Raw genomic sequence first — 15414 nt, 5'->3', positions numbered from 1 at the left:
GGATATTAATTATGGAAAAATATGCACAGTCTTCGGACGGACAGAACATTCACTATAAAGAAAGCGGACAGGGAAACACTTCTATCCTGTTCGTACACGGTTGGCTCGGTAATGAAGAATGGTGGAACAGTCAGCAGGAATATTTAAAAGACCATTATCAGGTTATACAGATGGATCTTGCAGGACATGGCAAATCGGATGCTTCCAGAAATGAATGGAAAAGTGAATTATATGCAGATGATATTAAAGCTGTAGCAAACCAGATCAATTCATCTGAGATCATTCTTGTGGGGCATTCCATGTCGGGAGCTTATGTTCTCGAAGCTTCTTTAAAAATACCTAATGTGAAAGCACTTATTCTGGTAGACACCATAAAAGATCTCGATGAAGCCTTTACTGAAGAGCAGGCCGAGCAGATTTTATTTGTACATTACCGTAATGATTTTAAAAATGCGGTTGAAAATATCCTTCCCCAATATCTTTTTTCAAAAGAAACACCCCCAGAGGTAAAGCAGAAATTACAGAATGAATTTCTTCAAAATACATCAGAAACTGCTATTAATCTGCTCAGACCTTTATACAAAACAGATTTCAGAGAAACTGCATCAAAGGTTCAGATTCCGGTGAGGGCAATCAATTCGGATAACTTTCCTACCAATATTGAAAACAACAGAAAATATTTAAAAGATTATAATTATGTTGAAGTAGCAGGAACAGGGCACTATCCAATGCTGGAAAATCCAAAGGAATTTAACCGTATCCTTCATGATATTCTTAAAGAACTAAGTTAATCACCAATAAAGAAGCCATGCAGAACACCAGAATTTATACCACAGCTTTTGCCAGCGTTTACCCGCATTATATCCAGAAAGCGGAGAAGAAAGGCCGTACAAAATCCGAAGTTCATGAAATTATATTCTGGTTAACCGGATATGATGAAAAAAAATTACAGGAAATCCTGGAGAACAGAACGGATTTTCAAACATTTTTTGAGCAGGCTCCGCAAATCAATCCTAATGTTTCGCTGATCAAAGGGGTTATCTGCGGATATCGTGTGGAAGATATTGAAGATGAACTGATGAGAAACATCCGGTATCTGGATAAATTAATTGACGAGCTCGCGAAGGGCAAGAAGATGGATAAAATACTGAGAGAAAGTTGATAAAACAATCGTTTATAACATAATAAAACCGCCTTTTAAGAGCGGTTTCATTATATTAAGATGAATATCATTTGATCTGACCAAGATACCGGTCTATTGAAAAATCGACTGCTTTTTTGCCATTTTCAAGAATATAGGTTCCAAAAGCTCCAAATACAGAATTATATGCCAAAGGATCCAAAGACTCTTTAGCATATTGAATGGCTTCCGGCGGCAAAGGAATGTAATTGGGATAACTGTACATAAATGTCACCGTTTTCCTGTCCGTACAAACAAGCGGCATATCTCCGGTAAGCAGCTGCCCTCCATGATCAGGATTATATAAAACCGCAGCTCCGTCAAAATGTCCTGCACACAACACCAGCTTCATGCCATCCCAAAGATCTTTTTCCCTGCCTTTCCATAATTGGACAGCATCGCCTTTACGCTGTACCCATTTTTCATCCGAGTGATGAATATAAACCGGTACATCACCAAAAGCCTTACTCCACTCCATCATAGTTGAATAATAATGAGGGTGAGAGATGGCAATTGCTCTTATACCGCCCAGCTTTTTCACAATATCAATAGTTGTTGCATCCAGATTCGTAATACAGTCCCATAATATATTTCCATGAGGGGTAATAACCAGATGAGCATGCTGCCCGATCCCAAAACGCGGACTCGTATAGATTGCATAAATATTAGGTGCTACTTTTTCTATAATATTCTTATGTGATTTGTTGATTGCTGTCAGCGTAGTCCACTGCTGGCCGTCTGCATTAACGTATTGTCTTGAATCTTCACAAACCGGACAATTTTCCTGTGTTGAAGACTCATACTGAACGCCACAGGTAGCACAGATGGGATGTTTTGTATTCATTTGCTTATTTTTGTATAATGAAGCTGTAACAGATCCGGGAATTGTAAGAGCTAAAGCTGCATACGTATTTTGCTTGATCCATTTTCTTCGGTTAATTTTTGTCATTGTTCTTATTTTTATGTAAAATTATACTGGAAATGATCCCCGGAAAATGGATAAATTGTATCATCTATTGTACATTTCGACATGAAATCAAAAATTCCAACTCACCCGCTGAACAAGAGTTTTTCAAAGTTTGAAGAACAGGATAGAAATATTATTATTGCTGATTTTGATGACCGCTCCAAGATTTATGACCGACAGTATCCCCATAGGCATACTTATTACGAAATATTCTTGCTGCAGGACAGTTCAGGAATACATCATATTGATTTTGAAGCTTATCCTTTTTCTGGACCCGTACTATTTCTGACAGCTCCGGAACAGGTTCATCAGCTAATCAGGGAAAAAGGCGGACATGGTTTTGCCATACAGTTTGAAGATGATTTCTTTAATAATGACAGTGAAACAGATTCCAGATTATATTCTTACTTCCTGTTCGAGCATTTTCAGACCCATCCGGTAATTCCGTTGAACGAAGCTGAATGGGATAAACTTAAAACTCTTGTAGACCTTTCTTTACAGGAATATAAAAATAATGTAGCCGGTACTTCTTCCCTGATTTCCGCCTATGTAAAAATTATTCTGATGGAAATTCTCCGCATCAGGAAACAGCATTTTCAGGAGCAGGAAGTCAAGACAGACATACAGCACCAGCACCTTCTGAATTTTAAACGTTTATTAAATGAGCAATATACCGCTCATCATGAAGTTCAGGATTATGCAGAACAGCTCCGGATCACTCCGCGGCAGCTTAATAGTCTGGTGAAACAGTTTTTGGACAAATCTGCATCTCAAATTATCAAAGAACGTCTTCTATTGGAAGCCAGGCGTCTTCTGGCACTTAACAATCTGAGTACTAAAGAAGTTGGATATGAACTGGGATTTGAGGATCCTGCCTATTTTTCACGATTCTTTAAACAGGGAATAGGAATGACCGCTGCAGAATTTAAAAAATCCATCCAGGATATAGGATAATATATAAATGTAATCTGAATAATTTCTTTCATTCCTCGAAAAATACTGTCAAAAATCACTTCCCCAATTCAAAAAACTTCCCGAAATTAGCAGTCTGTGCGTTAAAATATAATTAATGAAATAAAATTTTAAATCAGAACATACAGTAAAACTTAGTATAAGTTTTCTTCGGGGCAGGGTGAAATTCCCTACCGGCGGTTACAGTCCGCGACTCCTTTCTTATGAAGGGACTGATTTGGTGAAATTCCAAAACCGACAGTTAAAGTCTGGATGGGAGAAGAAAATGAAACGGTCAGTAAGATTCCTTACAGGCTTATTGTGCCGTATTTCATTTCCATGTACCGAAGACTATTTTAACTTTTAAAAGTAAAATAACATGGAAAAATTATTAGAACAATTTGGAGCAACCTCCACAGAACGTGTAGAAAACGCACTTTTAAAACTACAGCAGGGAAAAGGAATTCTTTTAGTAGATGATGAAAACCGTGAAAACGAAGGCGATATCATCTTTCCCGCCTCCACTATTACAGAAAAAGACATGGCACTTTTGATCCGTGAATGCAGCGGAATTGTTTGTCTGTGCATTTCGGAAGAGAAAAGCAAGCATCTTAATCTTCGCCCGATGGTGGAAAACAACAATTCTAAAAACCAGACAGCATTTACCATTTCTATTGAAGCCAAAGAAGGTGTTGAATCCGGTGTTTCCGCAAAAGACCGTGTAACAACCATTAGAACAGCTGTAGCAGAAAACGCGGAAGCAGGACACATTGCAAGTCCGGGACATGTTTTTCCTCTAATTGCTAAAAAAGGCGGTGTTTTCGAAAGACGGGGACACACGGAAGGCAGTGTAGATCTTGTGAAAATGGCTAATCTGGGTGATGATGCCGTACTTTGTGAACTTACGAATGAGGACGGTTCCATGGCAAGGCTTCCGGAAATCGTGAACTTTGCCTCCCAAAAGGGAATGAGTGTGGTAACTATCGAAGATATTTACGCATACCGCAAAATAATGAGTAACTAAAAATTATATTTAACGTACAGAACCGGCGCCCGATGAAATCGGGCGCCGGTTTTATTAAACATTCACTAAGAAATTAAAAAGTAGCTGCAGGCGCAGTTTCGTTATTCAGTTTTCTCTGGATTTCCGTTTTCTTTCCTTTGGAGAAATCAAAGCTAACTCCCAGTACGAACATTGATTTATTATTCATAATCTTTGTATGCACATTATAATCCACTAAACTTTCCGGAAGGCTTTTTGTCTTATATTCCGAAGGCATACCGATCCAGTACATTCCTGCCGTAAAGCTCCAGCTTTTAAGTTTGTAACTGGCAAAGAAATGGTTTTGGTTCTCATTGGTGTTAAGGAAAGCACCATTCAATGTGTAAACCGGGATATTCACCATATACTGTACGCTGAACGATTTATATTCTGAGGATACTGAAAAGTTATTAGCGAGATAATCATTCTTGATCAATGCGCCCTTGCTTGTTCTTAATGTTTCCGAAGTTGGCGTTAATACAGCTTTTAATACAAGCAGGCTACTTCCGAACGGCTTATAGCTTCCTGACAGTTGTACTCCATACCGTTGTGCATTTTTTCCATTTTCGTAGGTTAGTGCATAGCCTCCGAAAGTATCATCCAGAACATAATATTGGTTGATCACACGATCTGTATAACGGTAGAAAAGGGTCGCATTAAAATCAAACTTTTTATTATTAAAAGAGTAAATTAAATTATTGGAAAAGTTCTGCTGTGACTTCAGGAAAGGATTTCCCTTTTGAACAATATTCGGGGCCAGCTGAACAATGTTACTGCTCAGGGCACTACTCCATGGACTTGTAGGACTATAGCTGCTTGTCAGTCTCAAACTTTGATTACTTTTCAACTGATAGCCTAAAATAACTTTTGGAGTAAATGACCACTCATCAAAAGTATTGGCGGCACTTTTATTATGAATATTCGTCAGTCCCGCACCGACTCTATAGCTGAATTTATCCACTTTTCCTGAAAATTCGGTATAGAAATACTGTTCCAGATAATTAACGCTGTATTGTGAGTATCCTGCAAGATTGTTCAGATCATTAGAAATAGCAGTACTTGAAATACGGTAACCGGAAGAGAGCTTTCCGGCTTTAAAATCATGGGTATGGGCAAGTTCACCGACAAAATTAGTTTGTTCCGTTTTCAGGATCATATCATTATCATATACTGAAACACCCGATGGGATGATCCATTCTCTGGCAGATTCTGTCGTATTGGTTTTATAATGAGAGCCCACGGCATTAAAGCTTAATTCATCTTGGGTTCCAATCTTTTTGGAATAATACAGATCCAGTTTAGGGATAACATAGCTTGAACCATTATTTTTAAACATTTCATGCTCTTCCGTGAAACTGTCTTTTGTAAAAACACTTTCTCCAATCCCTTTTGAAAACCTGCTTACGATATCCATATTCATTTTAGCCTGAAAAGCATAATCATCAGGAACCATACGGGTATAGCGCAGGGCAATATTCTGAGAGGTATATCCAAAATGATCTTTCCGCTGTTCATCCGAACGGTAATGTTCTCCGTTTAACTGATAATCATAGATACTCTGAACTTTTCTGTCATCATAATCCCTAAGATTAAATGAATACTCCAGCCCTAAATTATTTTTTCCCTTTGTAAAATTGGCATAAGCAGCCCCATTCACAAATCCTGTAGTTAGTCCTGACATGACATCAACCCCGAAAACATATCCCGTTTCATTGGATCTCGTAATAATATTGATCACAGTATCTGCCCTTGAAGCCCATCTCGCCGGCGGAATATCATAGTACTCCACTTTTACCACTTCACTTGGTGCCACACTCCGGATCTGAAGGTCCGTAGCTTCTATTCCATTGATAAGAAACAGGGAAGTTCCGCCTTTTGTGCTTATGACCGTATTGGAAACAGGATCAAGCTGCAGTTCCGGTAAAGTTCGAAGCAAATCTTTCGCATATCTGGCTTTCTCCAGAGCTTCTTTATCAAAAGTATAAACAGCTTTATCTGCAAACTGTTTTTTACGTTGAGACTTCAGGATCACTTCCTGGATTTCCTTTGTATTTGCCTGCCCGACTGTATCACTTTTTACGCCTTCCTGCGAAAACACCAAAATTCCACAAAGAAAAAACACAGGATATAGAACCTTTTTCATATCAGAAATAAATTGTATTGATAAAAATAAGACAGCCAATATCCGGCATTTGTTACATTTTTATCAGGTTTTCATCAAAAATAAAAGTAAATATCTGCTTTATAAAGATTTATTTTTCATCTCATTCACATTCTCAATTAGTGAGATAAAATATTTAATCATCACTGCAATCTTGACTACTCTCGCATAATTAAGTATTCAAATAACAAAAATATTTCCATTTAAATATTAAAAATTAATTCATATTAAAATACAATTAAATTTTTGCCCGTTTTTTGCTGATACTTTTCTACACCACAAAATATAAAGTCATGAAAAAGCTTCTCATATTAATTCCCTGTTTCCTGATTTCAAAAACAGAAGCACAGGAACTTCAGGCTGCCCCTTCGGAGAAAATGAATATTATCAAAACCAATGTGACAGCTTATGCATTCAGAAACATCAATCTCTCTTATGAAAGGGCAATCACCCAATGGTTCTCTCTTAATATAGGATTTGGAACAATGACACAGGGAAAAGTACCTTTCATTAATGCTTTCTTAAAAGATGAAGATGAAAAGAGATTTCAGAATCTGAGAGTAAAAGCTACCAATTTCACCATTGAACCAAGATTCTATATTGGGAAAGGTTATGGAAAAGGATTTTATTTTGCTCCTTATTACAGATATTCAGACGTTTCTTCCAATAGCTTTGATTTCTATTACGATTACGATGCTGTTGACGGAAATACCTATCAGATTCCGCTCAAAGGCCAGGGAAGCACAAGCGGAAACAGCGGAGGTTTGATGGTAGGTGTACAATTCTTTCTTACACGAAGCCAGAATCTTGTTCTGGATTTCTGGATCGCAGGTGCTCATTATGGAAGTGGAAAGGGAGGCTTTACCATGACCAGTGATTATGCATTAACACCGGAAATGCAGGCCCAACTTAAAAAAGAAATTGAAAATCTTGATATTCCCTTTGTGGATTACACCGTAGAAACAAGTGCAACCGGTGCCAAAGTAAAAGTAGACGGACCATGGGCAGGTTTCAGAAGCGGGCTATCCATTGGATACAGATTTTAAAAATGAGATTTAAATACAGCACAACCGTTCTTTCAGGGACGGTTTATTTTTTTGATGAAATTTGTATCTTGGCTTTCCTATATTTTCTTTATTATTTACAAGCTAAATTTATGAATTCATCATCCATAACCACCGCTCAAAGAATCAAAGCCATCGTGGGCGGATCTATCGGAAATCTCGTTGAATGGTACGACTGGTATGCTTATGCAGCCTTTGCCATTTATTTCTCCAATTCATTCTTTCCTGATTCTGATATGAACGCTCAATTGATGAATACGGCAGGAATTTTTGCCGTAGGATTTCTAATGAGGCCAATCGGAGGCTGGATATTCGGAAGCATTGCCGATAAAATCGGAAGAAAAAAAGCAATGACCTTTTCGGTACTTCTGATGTCTTTCGGTTCACTTCTCATTGCTCTTACTCCAACTTATAAGACCATAGGAATCTTAGCGCCCGCCTTATTGCTTCTCGCCAGGTTATTGCAAGGGTTAAGTGTCGGAGGAGAATATGGTGTTTCCGCCACTTACCTCAGCGAAATGGCATCCGAAAACCGCAGAGGCTTTTATTCAAGTTTTCAGTATGTAACGCTTATTGGTGGACAACTAATCGCACTGGGAATTCAGTTAGTTTTACAAAAACTTCTTTTAACAGAAGCTCAGCTTGAAGAATGGGGATGGAGAATTCCTTTTGTAATTGGGGCAATACTGTCAGTCATTGCCTTGTATTTAAGGGCTAACCTTCATGAAACAGAAGCTTTTGAAAACAAAAAACAAGTCAGCGAGAAGAAAAAAGGTACAGTGACAGAATTGCTTAAGCATCCCAAAGCATTGCTTACGGTAGTAGGACTGACTTTAGGTGGGACCCTGGCATTTTATACATATACAACCTACATGCAGAAATTTCTGGTAAATACTGTTCATCTTACAAAAGAGCAATCTACCCTGATCTCGTTTGTTTCATTATTTATATTTGCCTGTCTGCAGCCTGTTTTCGGAGCATTGTCTGACAGGATCGGAAGAAGACCACTGCTTTTAGGTTTTGGAATTTTAGGAACATTGTTTACAGTTCCTCTTCTCACCGCTTTAAGTACAACAACATCAATGTGGACTGCATTTTTCCTGATCATGGCAGCCCTGATTATTGTAAGCGGTTATACTTCAATTAATGCAGTTGTAAAAGCAGAACTTTTCCCTTCCGAGATCAGAGCACTGGGAGTGGGACTTCCTTATGCTCTTACTGTAGCTATTTTCGGAGGAACGGCAGAGTATATTGCTCTTTGGTTCAAACAGGCCGGAACCGAACAATATTTTTACTGGTACATCACCGGGTGTATTCTATTTTCCCTGATCGTTTATGCCGGAATGAAAGACACAAAGAAAACCTCTGCATTGGATAAAGATTAGTAAATAAACACAAAAACCGGGCGCCGCAGAGTATCTGCGGCGCCCGGTTCTATTTTTAATGATAAGCCTGTTTGAATTTTTCAATCATACTATCCAGATTATGGCGCTGGACATACACGCTTTTCACTTCCTGATACCTTGGTGATTTGTAAAAAACCTCGTGGAAATCCATACTTCCGTTCCCTACTTTCACTACTTTCTGTACATCAATATTCAGTTTTTTTAATTCGTCTTTAAAAACTTTGAATTCATCTTGTATATTGCTCATTTATATTTTTGGATTTTAGTTAAAAAAATCAACTTTACACTTTATACCCTTCAGTAACCTGGGGCACATTCTAAATTTATAATAAAATTAGTGAATTTTCCAATATAATCATCAGGTGAATACTATTTTTTTATTCAATTTGATAATTTTATAAGGATTTTACATTTTTTAATGATTATCAGATCATTTAAAGGCTATAGATTTTTTTGATAAACCGGTTTGAAAAGTCCATCAATTCAGGAAAAAACATTGATAGAATATTCTTTTTCATATGAATTATTGTGGTTAATTTTTTTTACACTTTATCACAGGTTTAGAATAATAAAAACCATGTATTGCTGCTTTTGATTGAAATTTTATAAAATAATTTAAATCATTTTGTAACATTTTGAAAAAGTCCGTCTCTAAAAGACAGATTCACTTTAAAATTTTATAAAAATGAAAAAATACAAAATCTTCTTTATCCTGATGCTGGTTTTTGCTGCAGCGTGTAATATATTTGGACAGACAAAGACTTACCCTTTCGAAGTAAAAAAATCAGGAAAAGGCAAACAGTCTATTATTTTTATTCCGGGATTTGCTTCTTCTGGAGATGTATGGAATGAAACCACTACAAAATTTGAAAAGAATTTCACCTGTTACACTTTAACTATGGCAGGATTTGCAGGGGTAAAACCGCAAGCCAATATCAGTTTTAATGATTGGGAAAAAGGAATTGCTTCTTACATAAAAGATCAGAAAATTGAAAAAACTATTATTGTAGGACACAGCATGGGAGGCGGGTTAGCTATGGCATTGGCTGCAGATTATCCTGAACTGATCGGAAAAATAGTTATTGTAGATACTCTTCCCTGCCTTGCAGCCTTATCCGATCCGAATTTTAGGTCAAAAGATAATAATGACTGCAGCTCAACTATCGATAAACTGAAAGCAATGACGGATGAACAATTTAAACAGATGCAGACAGGAACCATTCCCCGTCTTGTTGCCGATACTTCTATTCAGGAAACGGTGATTGGTTGGAGTATGAATTCGGACAGAACCACTTTTGCAAAAATGTTCTGTGATTTTTCCAATACTGATCTCCGTGAAAAAATCCAGCATATACAATGTCCTACCCTTGTGCTTCTGGAGTCTTATTTTGTTAATTTTAAGCCAGCTATTGAAGATCAATATAAAAATTTAAAAAATGCAGATATGAGGTATGCATCCAAAGGGCTTCACTTTATTATGTATGATGACAAAGAATGGTATTTTGACCAGTTAAATAATTTTTTATCATCTAAATAATGGTATTTGAAGAAATATATGAAATGTACTGGCAGAAGATATTCCGTTTATGTATGGGATATGTAAATGATTCTGAGCAGGCACAAGACCTCGCACAGGAAACATTTATCATCGTCTGGCAGCAGCTTCCGAAATTCAGGAATGAATCGAGTATTGGAACATGGATCTTCAGAATTGCCTCGAACAACTGTTTAAGGCAGATTGAAAAGGAGAAAAAGTTTACCAAAACTGATCTGCCGGTTAATCTCGAAGAGAAAAAGCAGGAATCCCTGGAACCACAAATACAGATGCTTTATCAGTTTATCTCTGAACTGCCTGAAACGGACCGTATTATTATTTCTCTGGAACTGGAGGAAGTAAAACAGGCAGAAATTGCAGGAATCGTAGGACTTTCAGAATCGAATATACGGGTAAGGATTCACAGGATAAAGGAAAAATTAACAAAAAGATTTAAAGAAAATGGCTACTAATATAGACTTCAAAAATCTCTGGAAACAGCAAACCGCTGAAAAGCCCAGTATAGAAGAGCTCCTTGGCAGGCTGAAAAAATTTAAGAATGAAAATATCAGAAAGCTGGTTGTTACCAATATTCTATTGATCATAACGTGTATATTCATCGGATTGATATGGTATCATTATCAGCCTGAAATGCTTACAACAAAAATCGGGATCGTACTTGTTATTGTAGCTATGCTCATTTTCCTGTCTGCATACAACCAATTGTTCATGAGTTTTAATAAACTTGACAGTGACCGGACCAACTCCGAATATCTGCAAAGCCTGTATTTATTAAAAAACAAACAGAAATTCATGCAGACAACGATGTTGAACCTGTATTTCATCATGCTGTTCGTAGGAATCTGCCTTTATATGTATGAATATACTTCCCGAATGGAATTTATATACAGTGTAATGGCATATGCAGCTACTTTTATATGGATCAGTATTAACTGGTTCTACTTAAGGCCTAAAACAATAAAAAAACAGCTGACAAAAATTAACGGATTAATTGATAAATTTGAAGAAATTAACAGTCAGTTAAAAGATTGAAATCTGTTAGCAGCAGTCAGCAACTGATATGAATTGAATAAAAGATGACAGATACAAGCAAAAAGCACTGGGAAAATGTATATGAAACCAAAAATCCTGACGAGGTAAGCTGGACACAGAAGAAGCCTCAGACATCACTTGATTTCATTCATTCTTTCGGATTGGGAAAAAAGGCCAAAATCATTGATACTGGTGGTGGAGACAGCAACCTTGTTGATTTTCTTCTTGAAGAAGGTTATGAAAACATTACTGTTCTTGATATATCAGCCAAAGCTCTGGAAAAAGCAAAGGAAAGATTAGGTGAAAAAGCTGACAAAGTAACCTGGATCACTTCAGATATTACAGCATTTGAACCTTCAGAAACTTATGATATCTGGCATGACAGGGCTGCGTTTCATTTTCTGACTACTCCGGAACAGGTTTCAAAATATATCAGCACAGCAGAAAAATGGGTAACCGGATTTATGGTTCTTGGAACTTTTTCAAAAGACGGCCCGAAAAAATGCAGCGGCCTGGATATCCAGCAGTATGATGATGCTACATTGACTGAGAAATTCAAATCAAATTTCACGAAAATAAAGTGTTTCACTCAGGATCATACAACCCCGTTCGGAACAGTTCAGAATTTTGTTTTCTGCAGTTTTAAAAAGATCTAATCAACAAATTTCACAATAAAAAAGAGAGCTTCATTTCAGTAGCTCTCTTTTTGTTTTGTATCTGTAGTTTTTATTTCTGTTTTTCTTCTTCCAGCTCCACTTCATGTCTCAGCTGGGCTTTGTAAAGCGTTGAATAATATCCGTTCTTGTCAAGAAGTTCCAGATGCTTCCCTTCTTCTACAATTTTACCATGCTCCATCACAATAATTTTATCAGCTTTTTCAATGGTAGAAAGTCTGTGAGCAATAATAATTGAAGTCCTGTTTTTAGTAATCTTTTCAGTAGCTCTCTGGATCAGCTTTTCACTTTCGTGGTCTATGGAAGAAGTAGCCTCGTCCAGAATCAGGATTTTAGGATCTGACAAATAGGCTCTCAGGAAAGACAGAAGCTGTCTCTGACCTAATGAAATGGAAGAACCTCGCTCACTTACCACAAAATCATAACCGCCCGGAAGCTGCTCGATAAACTGGTCCACTTCAATTTCCTTTGCCCCTGCTTTTATCTTTTCCAAAGTAATGCTTTCATCTCCAAATGCAAGGTTTTCAAAAATGCTTCCGTGGAAAAGGAAAACATCCTGCAGAACAACCCCGATATGACTTCTCAGGTTGTAAAGCTCATAATCTTTTAAATCAACATCATCAATAATAATCTTTCCGGAATTGATATCATATAACCTTGTGATAAGACTGATAATAGTAGATTTTCCTGCACCCGTTGCTCCTACGATCGCCACGGTTTCTCCCGGATTTACCTTAAAATCAATTCCTTTAAGCACTTCCTGTTTTTCATCGTAAGCAAAGCGCACATTCTCAAATTCTATTTTACCGTCAAAATGATCTTTCTTTACCGTTCCGGTATTAGGCATTGCGTAATCTTCATCCATCAGTCCCAATACTCTTTCGGCCCCTACAATACCTCTCTGAATATTATTGAAACGGTCCGCAATCTGTCTCAACGGACGGATCAGCATTGAAATATACTGGATAAATGCAATAACAACTCCGGCACTGATCGTAATATATCCTCCATAAAACAGGATAAACCCAATAAATAAAGAAGAAATAAGTTCTACCACCGGAAAGAACAGTGAGAAGATAAAAACCGTTCTCAGCAGAGCACTTTTCAGGGTAATATTAATATCATCAAACTTTTTAAATTCGGCTTCCTGTCTGTTGAAAACCTGAATAATGGACATTCCCGCCAGCCTTTCCTGAACAAAAGAGTTCTGATTGGCCGTCCATGTTCTTTCATCTCCGAAAGCTTTTTTAAGTCTTTTCTGAAAAAATCTGGTAATCATAACCATTAAAGGCAGGATCGCCAGGGTAATATAACTCAGATGTACATTGGTACTGAACATCATAACCAGAACAAATGCAATTCTGAGAATATCCCCGAAAACCATAAGGAAACCGTCCGTATAAACGGTAGCAATAGTCTCCACATCACCTACGGCACGGGTTACAAGCTGCCCGATAGGAGTCTTGTCAAAAAATGATGTTCTGAAATAGATCAGCTTTGCATACAACCTCTCCCGAATATCACGGATAACGTTCTGCGAGATATAATTTGAAAAGTAAACCAGGAAAAAGTTCAAAATAGTTTCTGCGAAAACCAAACCTATCAGCATATAGATATGTTTCATCATCAAAGCTTTATCCTTCAGCTTGGTGATGTCATTATCCACTACCTCCATGGTAAGATAAGGTCTGTAGGTAGAAACTACGGACAGCAATACAGAAATAATCAAAGTAAGGATGAACCAGGACCGGAATTTCATTCCTATAAAGAACAGCCTCTTAACAATTCCCCAGGTATCTTGTTTTTTCATTGTACAATTTGAAGAAAGAATTTAAAATTCTATGCAAAAATAAGACTTTAAAATTTGACAGCCTTTACAAGTTGATCAAATCGTCATAGAAAATTTCAGATAAGGATCATTTACAATATGAATATATTAAGCCAGGTTTTTGAGCCAGTTCAGAATATATCCTGCCACTTCTTCCCATCCTTTTTCACCACATATAAAATGGCTTCTGCCTTCAAATTCTTTAAAATCCACAATACTGTTCTCATCTTTGTAAGCATCCGCTATTTTTCTTGAAAAAGCTGCAGGGAAAATATGGTCGTTGGAACCCGCAATAAAAAGCAAAGGCACATGAGGTTTCTTTAAATCTAACGTAGCGGAAGATTTAAAAAGCGGATCTCTGGCAAGTTTACGGCTTTCAGGAGCAGCAACCGTTTCGTATAATCTGTCACTTTCTTCTCTTGAGTAATTATTGAAAAAAGCCTTATGATACCATTCTTTTGTTCCGAGGAACGGACTGTTTCCTTTAAAAAAATTAACAACAGGCCACACTATTTTTACAGTAGAAAAAGGAGCCATTACATTTTTAGGTGGCGCTCCGTCAATGCTTACTCCGGCCGATGCTTTTCCCATATCTACAAGCTTCTGAATCATCAGCCCGCCAAATGAATGCCCAATGACAATAGGTTTTTCAGGAAGCGTATCAATGAATCTAACCAAACGGTCAACGGTATCATCAAAACCTACATTTCTTAATTCTTCCGGAATATTCGTTTTAAGTGTTTTTGGATCACCTTCATGTCCAGGATTAGAAGGGGTATGAACGGTGTAGCCCTGTGCTTCAAAATAAGTTTTCCATTCTTTCCAGCTTGTATTATTCACAAATAATCCATGAATAAATACGATAGTTTTTGTTTTCATAATATGTATTGGTTTAAATTATGAGACAAAGTTCCGCAGATAAAGTGAGGATTATTTTAACCTTGGTTAAAATCGTACTATTTCCCTGAAATTCTTTTTCTTATCCTGCTCAGAGACGGCCCCTGAATACCCAGATAAGAGGAAATATGATACAGCGGGACATTATTGAAAATATCAGGATGCTCCCTGATCAGGTCTAAATAACGTTCTTCAGGAGACTTCAGCAGAAAACCTTCAATTCTGGTCATGGTAATATTAAAAGCTTCCTGAGCCAGAAGCCTTCCGAATTTTTCCCACTTATGCGATTGCTGATACAGCGAAAGCAAATCTGTGTAGCGGATATAAATAATGGAAGCATCCGTCAGAGCCTGCGTATGATAATCACACGGAATCTGGTTGATAAAACTTTTGAAAGATACCACAAATCCATTGGCAGAATACAGAAAAACATTCTTCTCCTCTCCTGTTTTTTCCTCGATCGTATAAGACCGGAAAACACCGTCTATAATAAATCCGAAATAGGTGCAGACTGCCCCGCGGAGATTATAGAATTCTCCTTTTTTATAGGTCTTCGGTACCCAAAAATCTTCAGACTGCTTAAATTCTTCCTCCGAAAGACCGGCGAATTGATTCAGTGCAAAGGCCAGTTTATCTGTTTCAGTCATGGCAGGTATT

At 37.4% G+C, this 15414-nt stretch carries 16 protein-coding genes and 1 riboswitch; of the genes, 10 read left to right on the top strand and 6 right to left on the bottom strand.

Translation table 11 applies throughout. The features are described from left to right. The first annotated feature begins 11 nt into the window (after window positions 1-11). Window positions 12-791: an alpha/beta fold hydrolase gene (locus ACQWU4_RS18215; RefSeq protein ID WP_429937171.1), complete on the top strand. Its 780-nt coding sequence runs from the start codon at window positions 12-14 to the stop codon at window positions 789-791. 17 nt (window positions 792-808) lie between these two features. After that, on the top strand, window positions 809-1162 hold the full coding sequence (locus tag ACQWU4_RS18210; RefSeq protein WP_429937170.1) for a DUF2200 domain-containing protein: 354 nt from the start codon (window positions 809-811) through the stop codon (window positions 1160-1162). 67 nt (window positions 1163-1229) lie between these two features. Here ACQWU4_RS18210 and ACQWU4_RS18205 read toward each other — a convergent pair whose 3' ends face one another. Continuing rightward, window positions 1230-2129 carry a hypothetical protein gene (locus ACQWU4_RS18205; RefSeq protein ID WP_429937169.1) on the bottom strand — a complete coding sequence of 300 codons (900 nt, stop codon included), beginning with the start codon at window positions 2127-2129 and terminating at the stop codon, window positions 1230-1232. Window positions 2130-2210: 81 nt separating this feature from the next. On the opposite strand from ACQWU4_RS18205, the gene ACQWU4_RS18200 reads away from it, so the two are divergent. Beyond that, window positions 2211-3101, top strand: a complete 891-nt coding sequence (locus ACQWU4_RS18200; RefSeq protein WP_429937168.1) for a helix-turn-helix domain-containing protein — start codon at window positions 2211-2213, stop codon at window positions 3099-3101. 160 nt (window positions 3102-3261) lie between these two features. Next, window positions 3262-3387: riboswitch (FMN riboswitch) on the top strand. Between the two features lie 90 nt (window positions 3388-3477). After that, window positions 3478-4122 (top strand): 3,4-dihydroxy-2-butanone-4-phosphate synthase, encoded by a 645-nt coding sequence (ribB, locus tag ACQWU4_RS18195; protein WP_429937167.1) that lies wholly within the window; start codon window positions 3478-3480, stop codon window positions 4120-4122. A gap of 73 nt (window positions 4123-4195) precedes the next feature. Here the strand turns inward: ribB and ACQWU4_RS18190 are convergent, their stop codons facing one another. Further along, entirely contained in the window at window positions 4196-6283 is a 2088-nt protein-coding gene (locus ACQWU4_RS18190) for a TonB-dependent receptor plug domain-containing protein (protein ID WP_429937166.1), read from the bottom strand. A 311-nt stretch (window positions 6284-6594) separates the two neighbouring features. Here ACQWU4_RS18190 and ACQWU4_RS18185 point away from each other — a divergent pair, with 311 nt between their 5' ends. Next, on the top strand, window positions 6595-7347 hold the full coding sequence (locus ACQWU4_RS18185) for a DUF3575 domain-containing protein (protein WP_429937165.1): 753 nt from the start codon (window positions 6595-6597) through the stop codon (window positions 7345-7347). A 110-nt stretch (window positions 7348-7457) separates the two neighbouring features. Continuing rightward, window positions 7458-8750: an MFS transporter gene (locus tag ACQWU4_RS18180; protein ID WP_429937164.1), complete on the top strand. Its 1293-nt coding sequence runs from the start codon at window positions 7458-7460 to the stop codon at window positions 8748-8750. A 55-nt stretch (window positions 8751-8805) separates the two neighbouring features. Here the strand turns inward: ACQWU4_RS18180 and ACQWU4_RS18175 are convergent, their stop codons facing one another. Next, a complete protein-coding gene (locus ACQWU4_RS18175) occupies window positions 8806-9018 on the bottom strand; it encodes a hypothetical protein (protein ID WP_429937163.1) in 213 nt (70 codons plus the stop codon). A 438-nt stretch (window positions 9019-9456) separates the two neighbouring features. Here ACQWU4_RS18175 and ACQWU4_RS18170 point away from each other — a divergent pair, with 438 nt between their 5' ends. The 4 genes from ACQWU4_RS18170 to ACQWU4_RS18155 are packed head-to-tail and all read left to right on the top strand — an operon-like array spanning window position 9457 to window position 12014. Next, window positions 9457-10308 carry an alpha/beta fold hydrolase gene (locus ACQWU4_RS18170; protein ID WP_429937162.1) on the top strand — a complete coding sequence of 284 codons (852 nt, stop codon included), beginning with the start codon at window positions 9457-9459 and terminating at the stop codon, window positions 10306-10308. Continuing rightward, the gene (locus ACQWU4_RS18165; protein WP_429937161.1) at window positions 10308-10778 is read left to right on the top strand and encodes an RNA polymerase sigma factor; all 471 of its coding nucleotides are present in this window, start codon (window positions 10308-10310) and stop codon (window positions 10776-10778) included. Before ACQWU4_RS18170 ends, ACQWU4_RS18165 begins: the two co-directional genes overlap by 1 nt. Continuing rightward, a complete protein-coding gene (locus tag ACQWU4_RS18160) occupies window positions 10768-11358 on the top strand; it encodes a hypothetical protein (RefSeq protein WP_429937160.1) in 591 nt (196 codons plus the stop codon). Before ACQWU4_RS18165 ends, ACQWU4_RS18160 begins: the two co-directional genes overlap by 11 nt. A gap of 44 nt (window positions 11359-11402) precedes the next feature. Further along, window positions 11403-12014 (top strand): class I SAM-dependent methyltransferase, encoded by a 612-nt coding sequence (locus tag ACQWU4_RS18155; RefSeq protein WP_429937159.1) that lies wholly within the window; start codon window positions 11403-11405, stop codon window positions 12012-12014. A gap of 70 nt (window positions 12015-12084) precedes the next feature. On the opposite strand, the gene ACQWU4_RS18150 is transcribed toward ACQWU4_RS18155, so the two are convergent. From ACQWU4_RS18150 to ACQWU4_RS18140, 3 genes are all read right to left on the bottom strand, one after another. Beyond that, on the bottom strand, window positions 12085-13842 hold the full coding sequence (locus ACQWU4_RS18150; RefSeq protein ID WP_429937158.1) for an ABC transporter ATP-binding protein: 1758 nt from the start codon (window positions 13840-13842) through the stop codon (window positions 12085-12087). Window positions 13843-13968: 126 nt separating this feature from the next. Beyond that, complete coding sequence (locus ACQWU4_RS18145; RefSeq protein WP_429937157.1) at window positions 13969-14739, bottom strand: alpha/beta hydrolase; 771 nt, start codon at window positions 14737-14739, stop codon at window positions 13969-13971. Window positions 14740-14816: 77 nt separating this feature from the next. Next, window positions 14817-15404, bottom strand: a complete 588-nt coding sequence (locus ACQWU4_RS18140; protein WP_429937156.1) for a Crp/Fnr family transcriptional regulator — start codon at window positions 15402-15404, stop codon at window positions 14817-14819. Between the last annotated feature and the right edge of the window lie 10 nt (window positions 15405-15414).

Origin of the sequence: Chryseobacterium sp. MIQD13 (genome assembly GCF_050496705.1) — a bacterium.
In the GTDB taxonomy this organism is placed as follows: Bacteria; Bacteroidota; Bacteroidia; order Flavobacteriales; family Weeksellaceae; genus Chryseobacterium.
The sequence above is the reverse complement of the archived record's forward strand: the minus strand, read 5'-3'. Positions and strand labels throughout refer to the sequence as shown.

Bases quoted from the DNA above. Each gene is read 5' to 3' on its own strand.
- ACQWU4_RS18215 (WP_429937171.1), top strand. From the start codon at position 12: ATGGAAAAATATGCACAGTCTTCGGACGGACAGAACATTCACTATAAA.
- ACQWU4_RS18210 (WP_429937170.1), top strand. From the start codon at position 809: ATGCAGAACACCAGAATTTATACCACAGCTTTTGCCAGCGTTTACCCG.
- ACQWU4_RS18205 (WP_429937169.1), bottom strand. From the start codon at position 2,129: ATGACAAAAATTAACCGAAGAAAATGGATCAAGCAAAATACGTATGCA.
- ACQWU4_RS18200 (WP_429937168.1), top strand. From the start codon at position 2,211: ATGAAATCAAAAATTCCAACTCACCCGCTGAACAAGAGTTTTTCAAAG.
- ribB (WP_429937167.1), top strand. From the start codon at position 3,478: ATGGAAAAATTATTAGAACAATTTGGAGCAACCTCCACAGAACGTGTA.
- ACQWU4_RS18190 (WP_429937166.1), bottom strand. From the start codon at position 6,283: ATGAAAAAGGTTCTATATCCTGTGTTTTTTCTTTGTGGAATTTTGGTG.
- ACQWU4_RS18185 (WP_429937165.1), top strand. From the start codon at position 6,595: ATGAAAAAGCTTCTCATATTAATTCCCTGTTTCCTGATTTCAAAAACA.
- ACQWU4_RS18180 (WP_429937164.1), top strand. From the start codon at position 7,458: ATGAATTCATCATCCATAACCACCGCTCAAAGAATCAAAGCCATCGTG.
- ACQWU4_RS18175 (WP_429937163.1), bottom strand. From the start codon at position 9,018: ATGAGCAATATACAAGATGAATTCAAAGTTTTTAAAGACGAATTAAAA.
- ACQWU4_RS18170 (WP_429937162.1), top strand. From the start codon at position 9,457: ATGAAAAAATACAAAATCTTCTTTATCCTGATGCTGGTTTTTGCTGCA.
- ACQWU4_RS18165 (WP_429937161.1), top strand. From the start codon at position 10,308: ATGGTATTTGAAGAAATATATGAAATGTACTGGCAGAAGATATTCCGT.
- ACQWU4_RS18160 (WP_429937160.1), top strand. From the start codon at position 10,768: ATGGCTACTAATATAGACTTCAAAAATCTCTGGAAACAGCAAACCGCT.
- ACQWU4_RS18155 (WP_429937159.1), top strand. From the start codon at position 11,403: ATGACAGATACAAGCAAAAAGCACTGGGAAAATGTATATGAAACCAAA.
- ACQWU4_RS18150 (WP_429937158.1), bottom strand. From the start codon at position 13,842: ATGAAAAAACAAGATACCTGGGGAATTGTTAAGAGGCTGTTCTTTATA.
- ACQWU4_RS18145 (WP_429937157.1), bottom strand. From the start codon at position 14,739: ATGAAAACAAAAACTATCGTATTTATTCATGGATTATTTGTGAATAAT.
- ACQWU4_RS18140 (WP_429937156.1), bottom strand. From the start codon at position 15,404: ATGACTGAAACAGATAAACTGGCCTTTGCACTGAATCAATTCGCCGGT.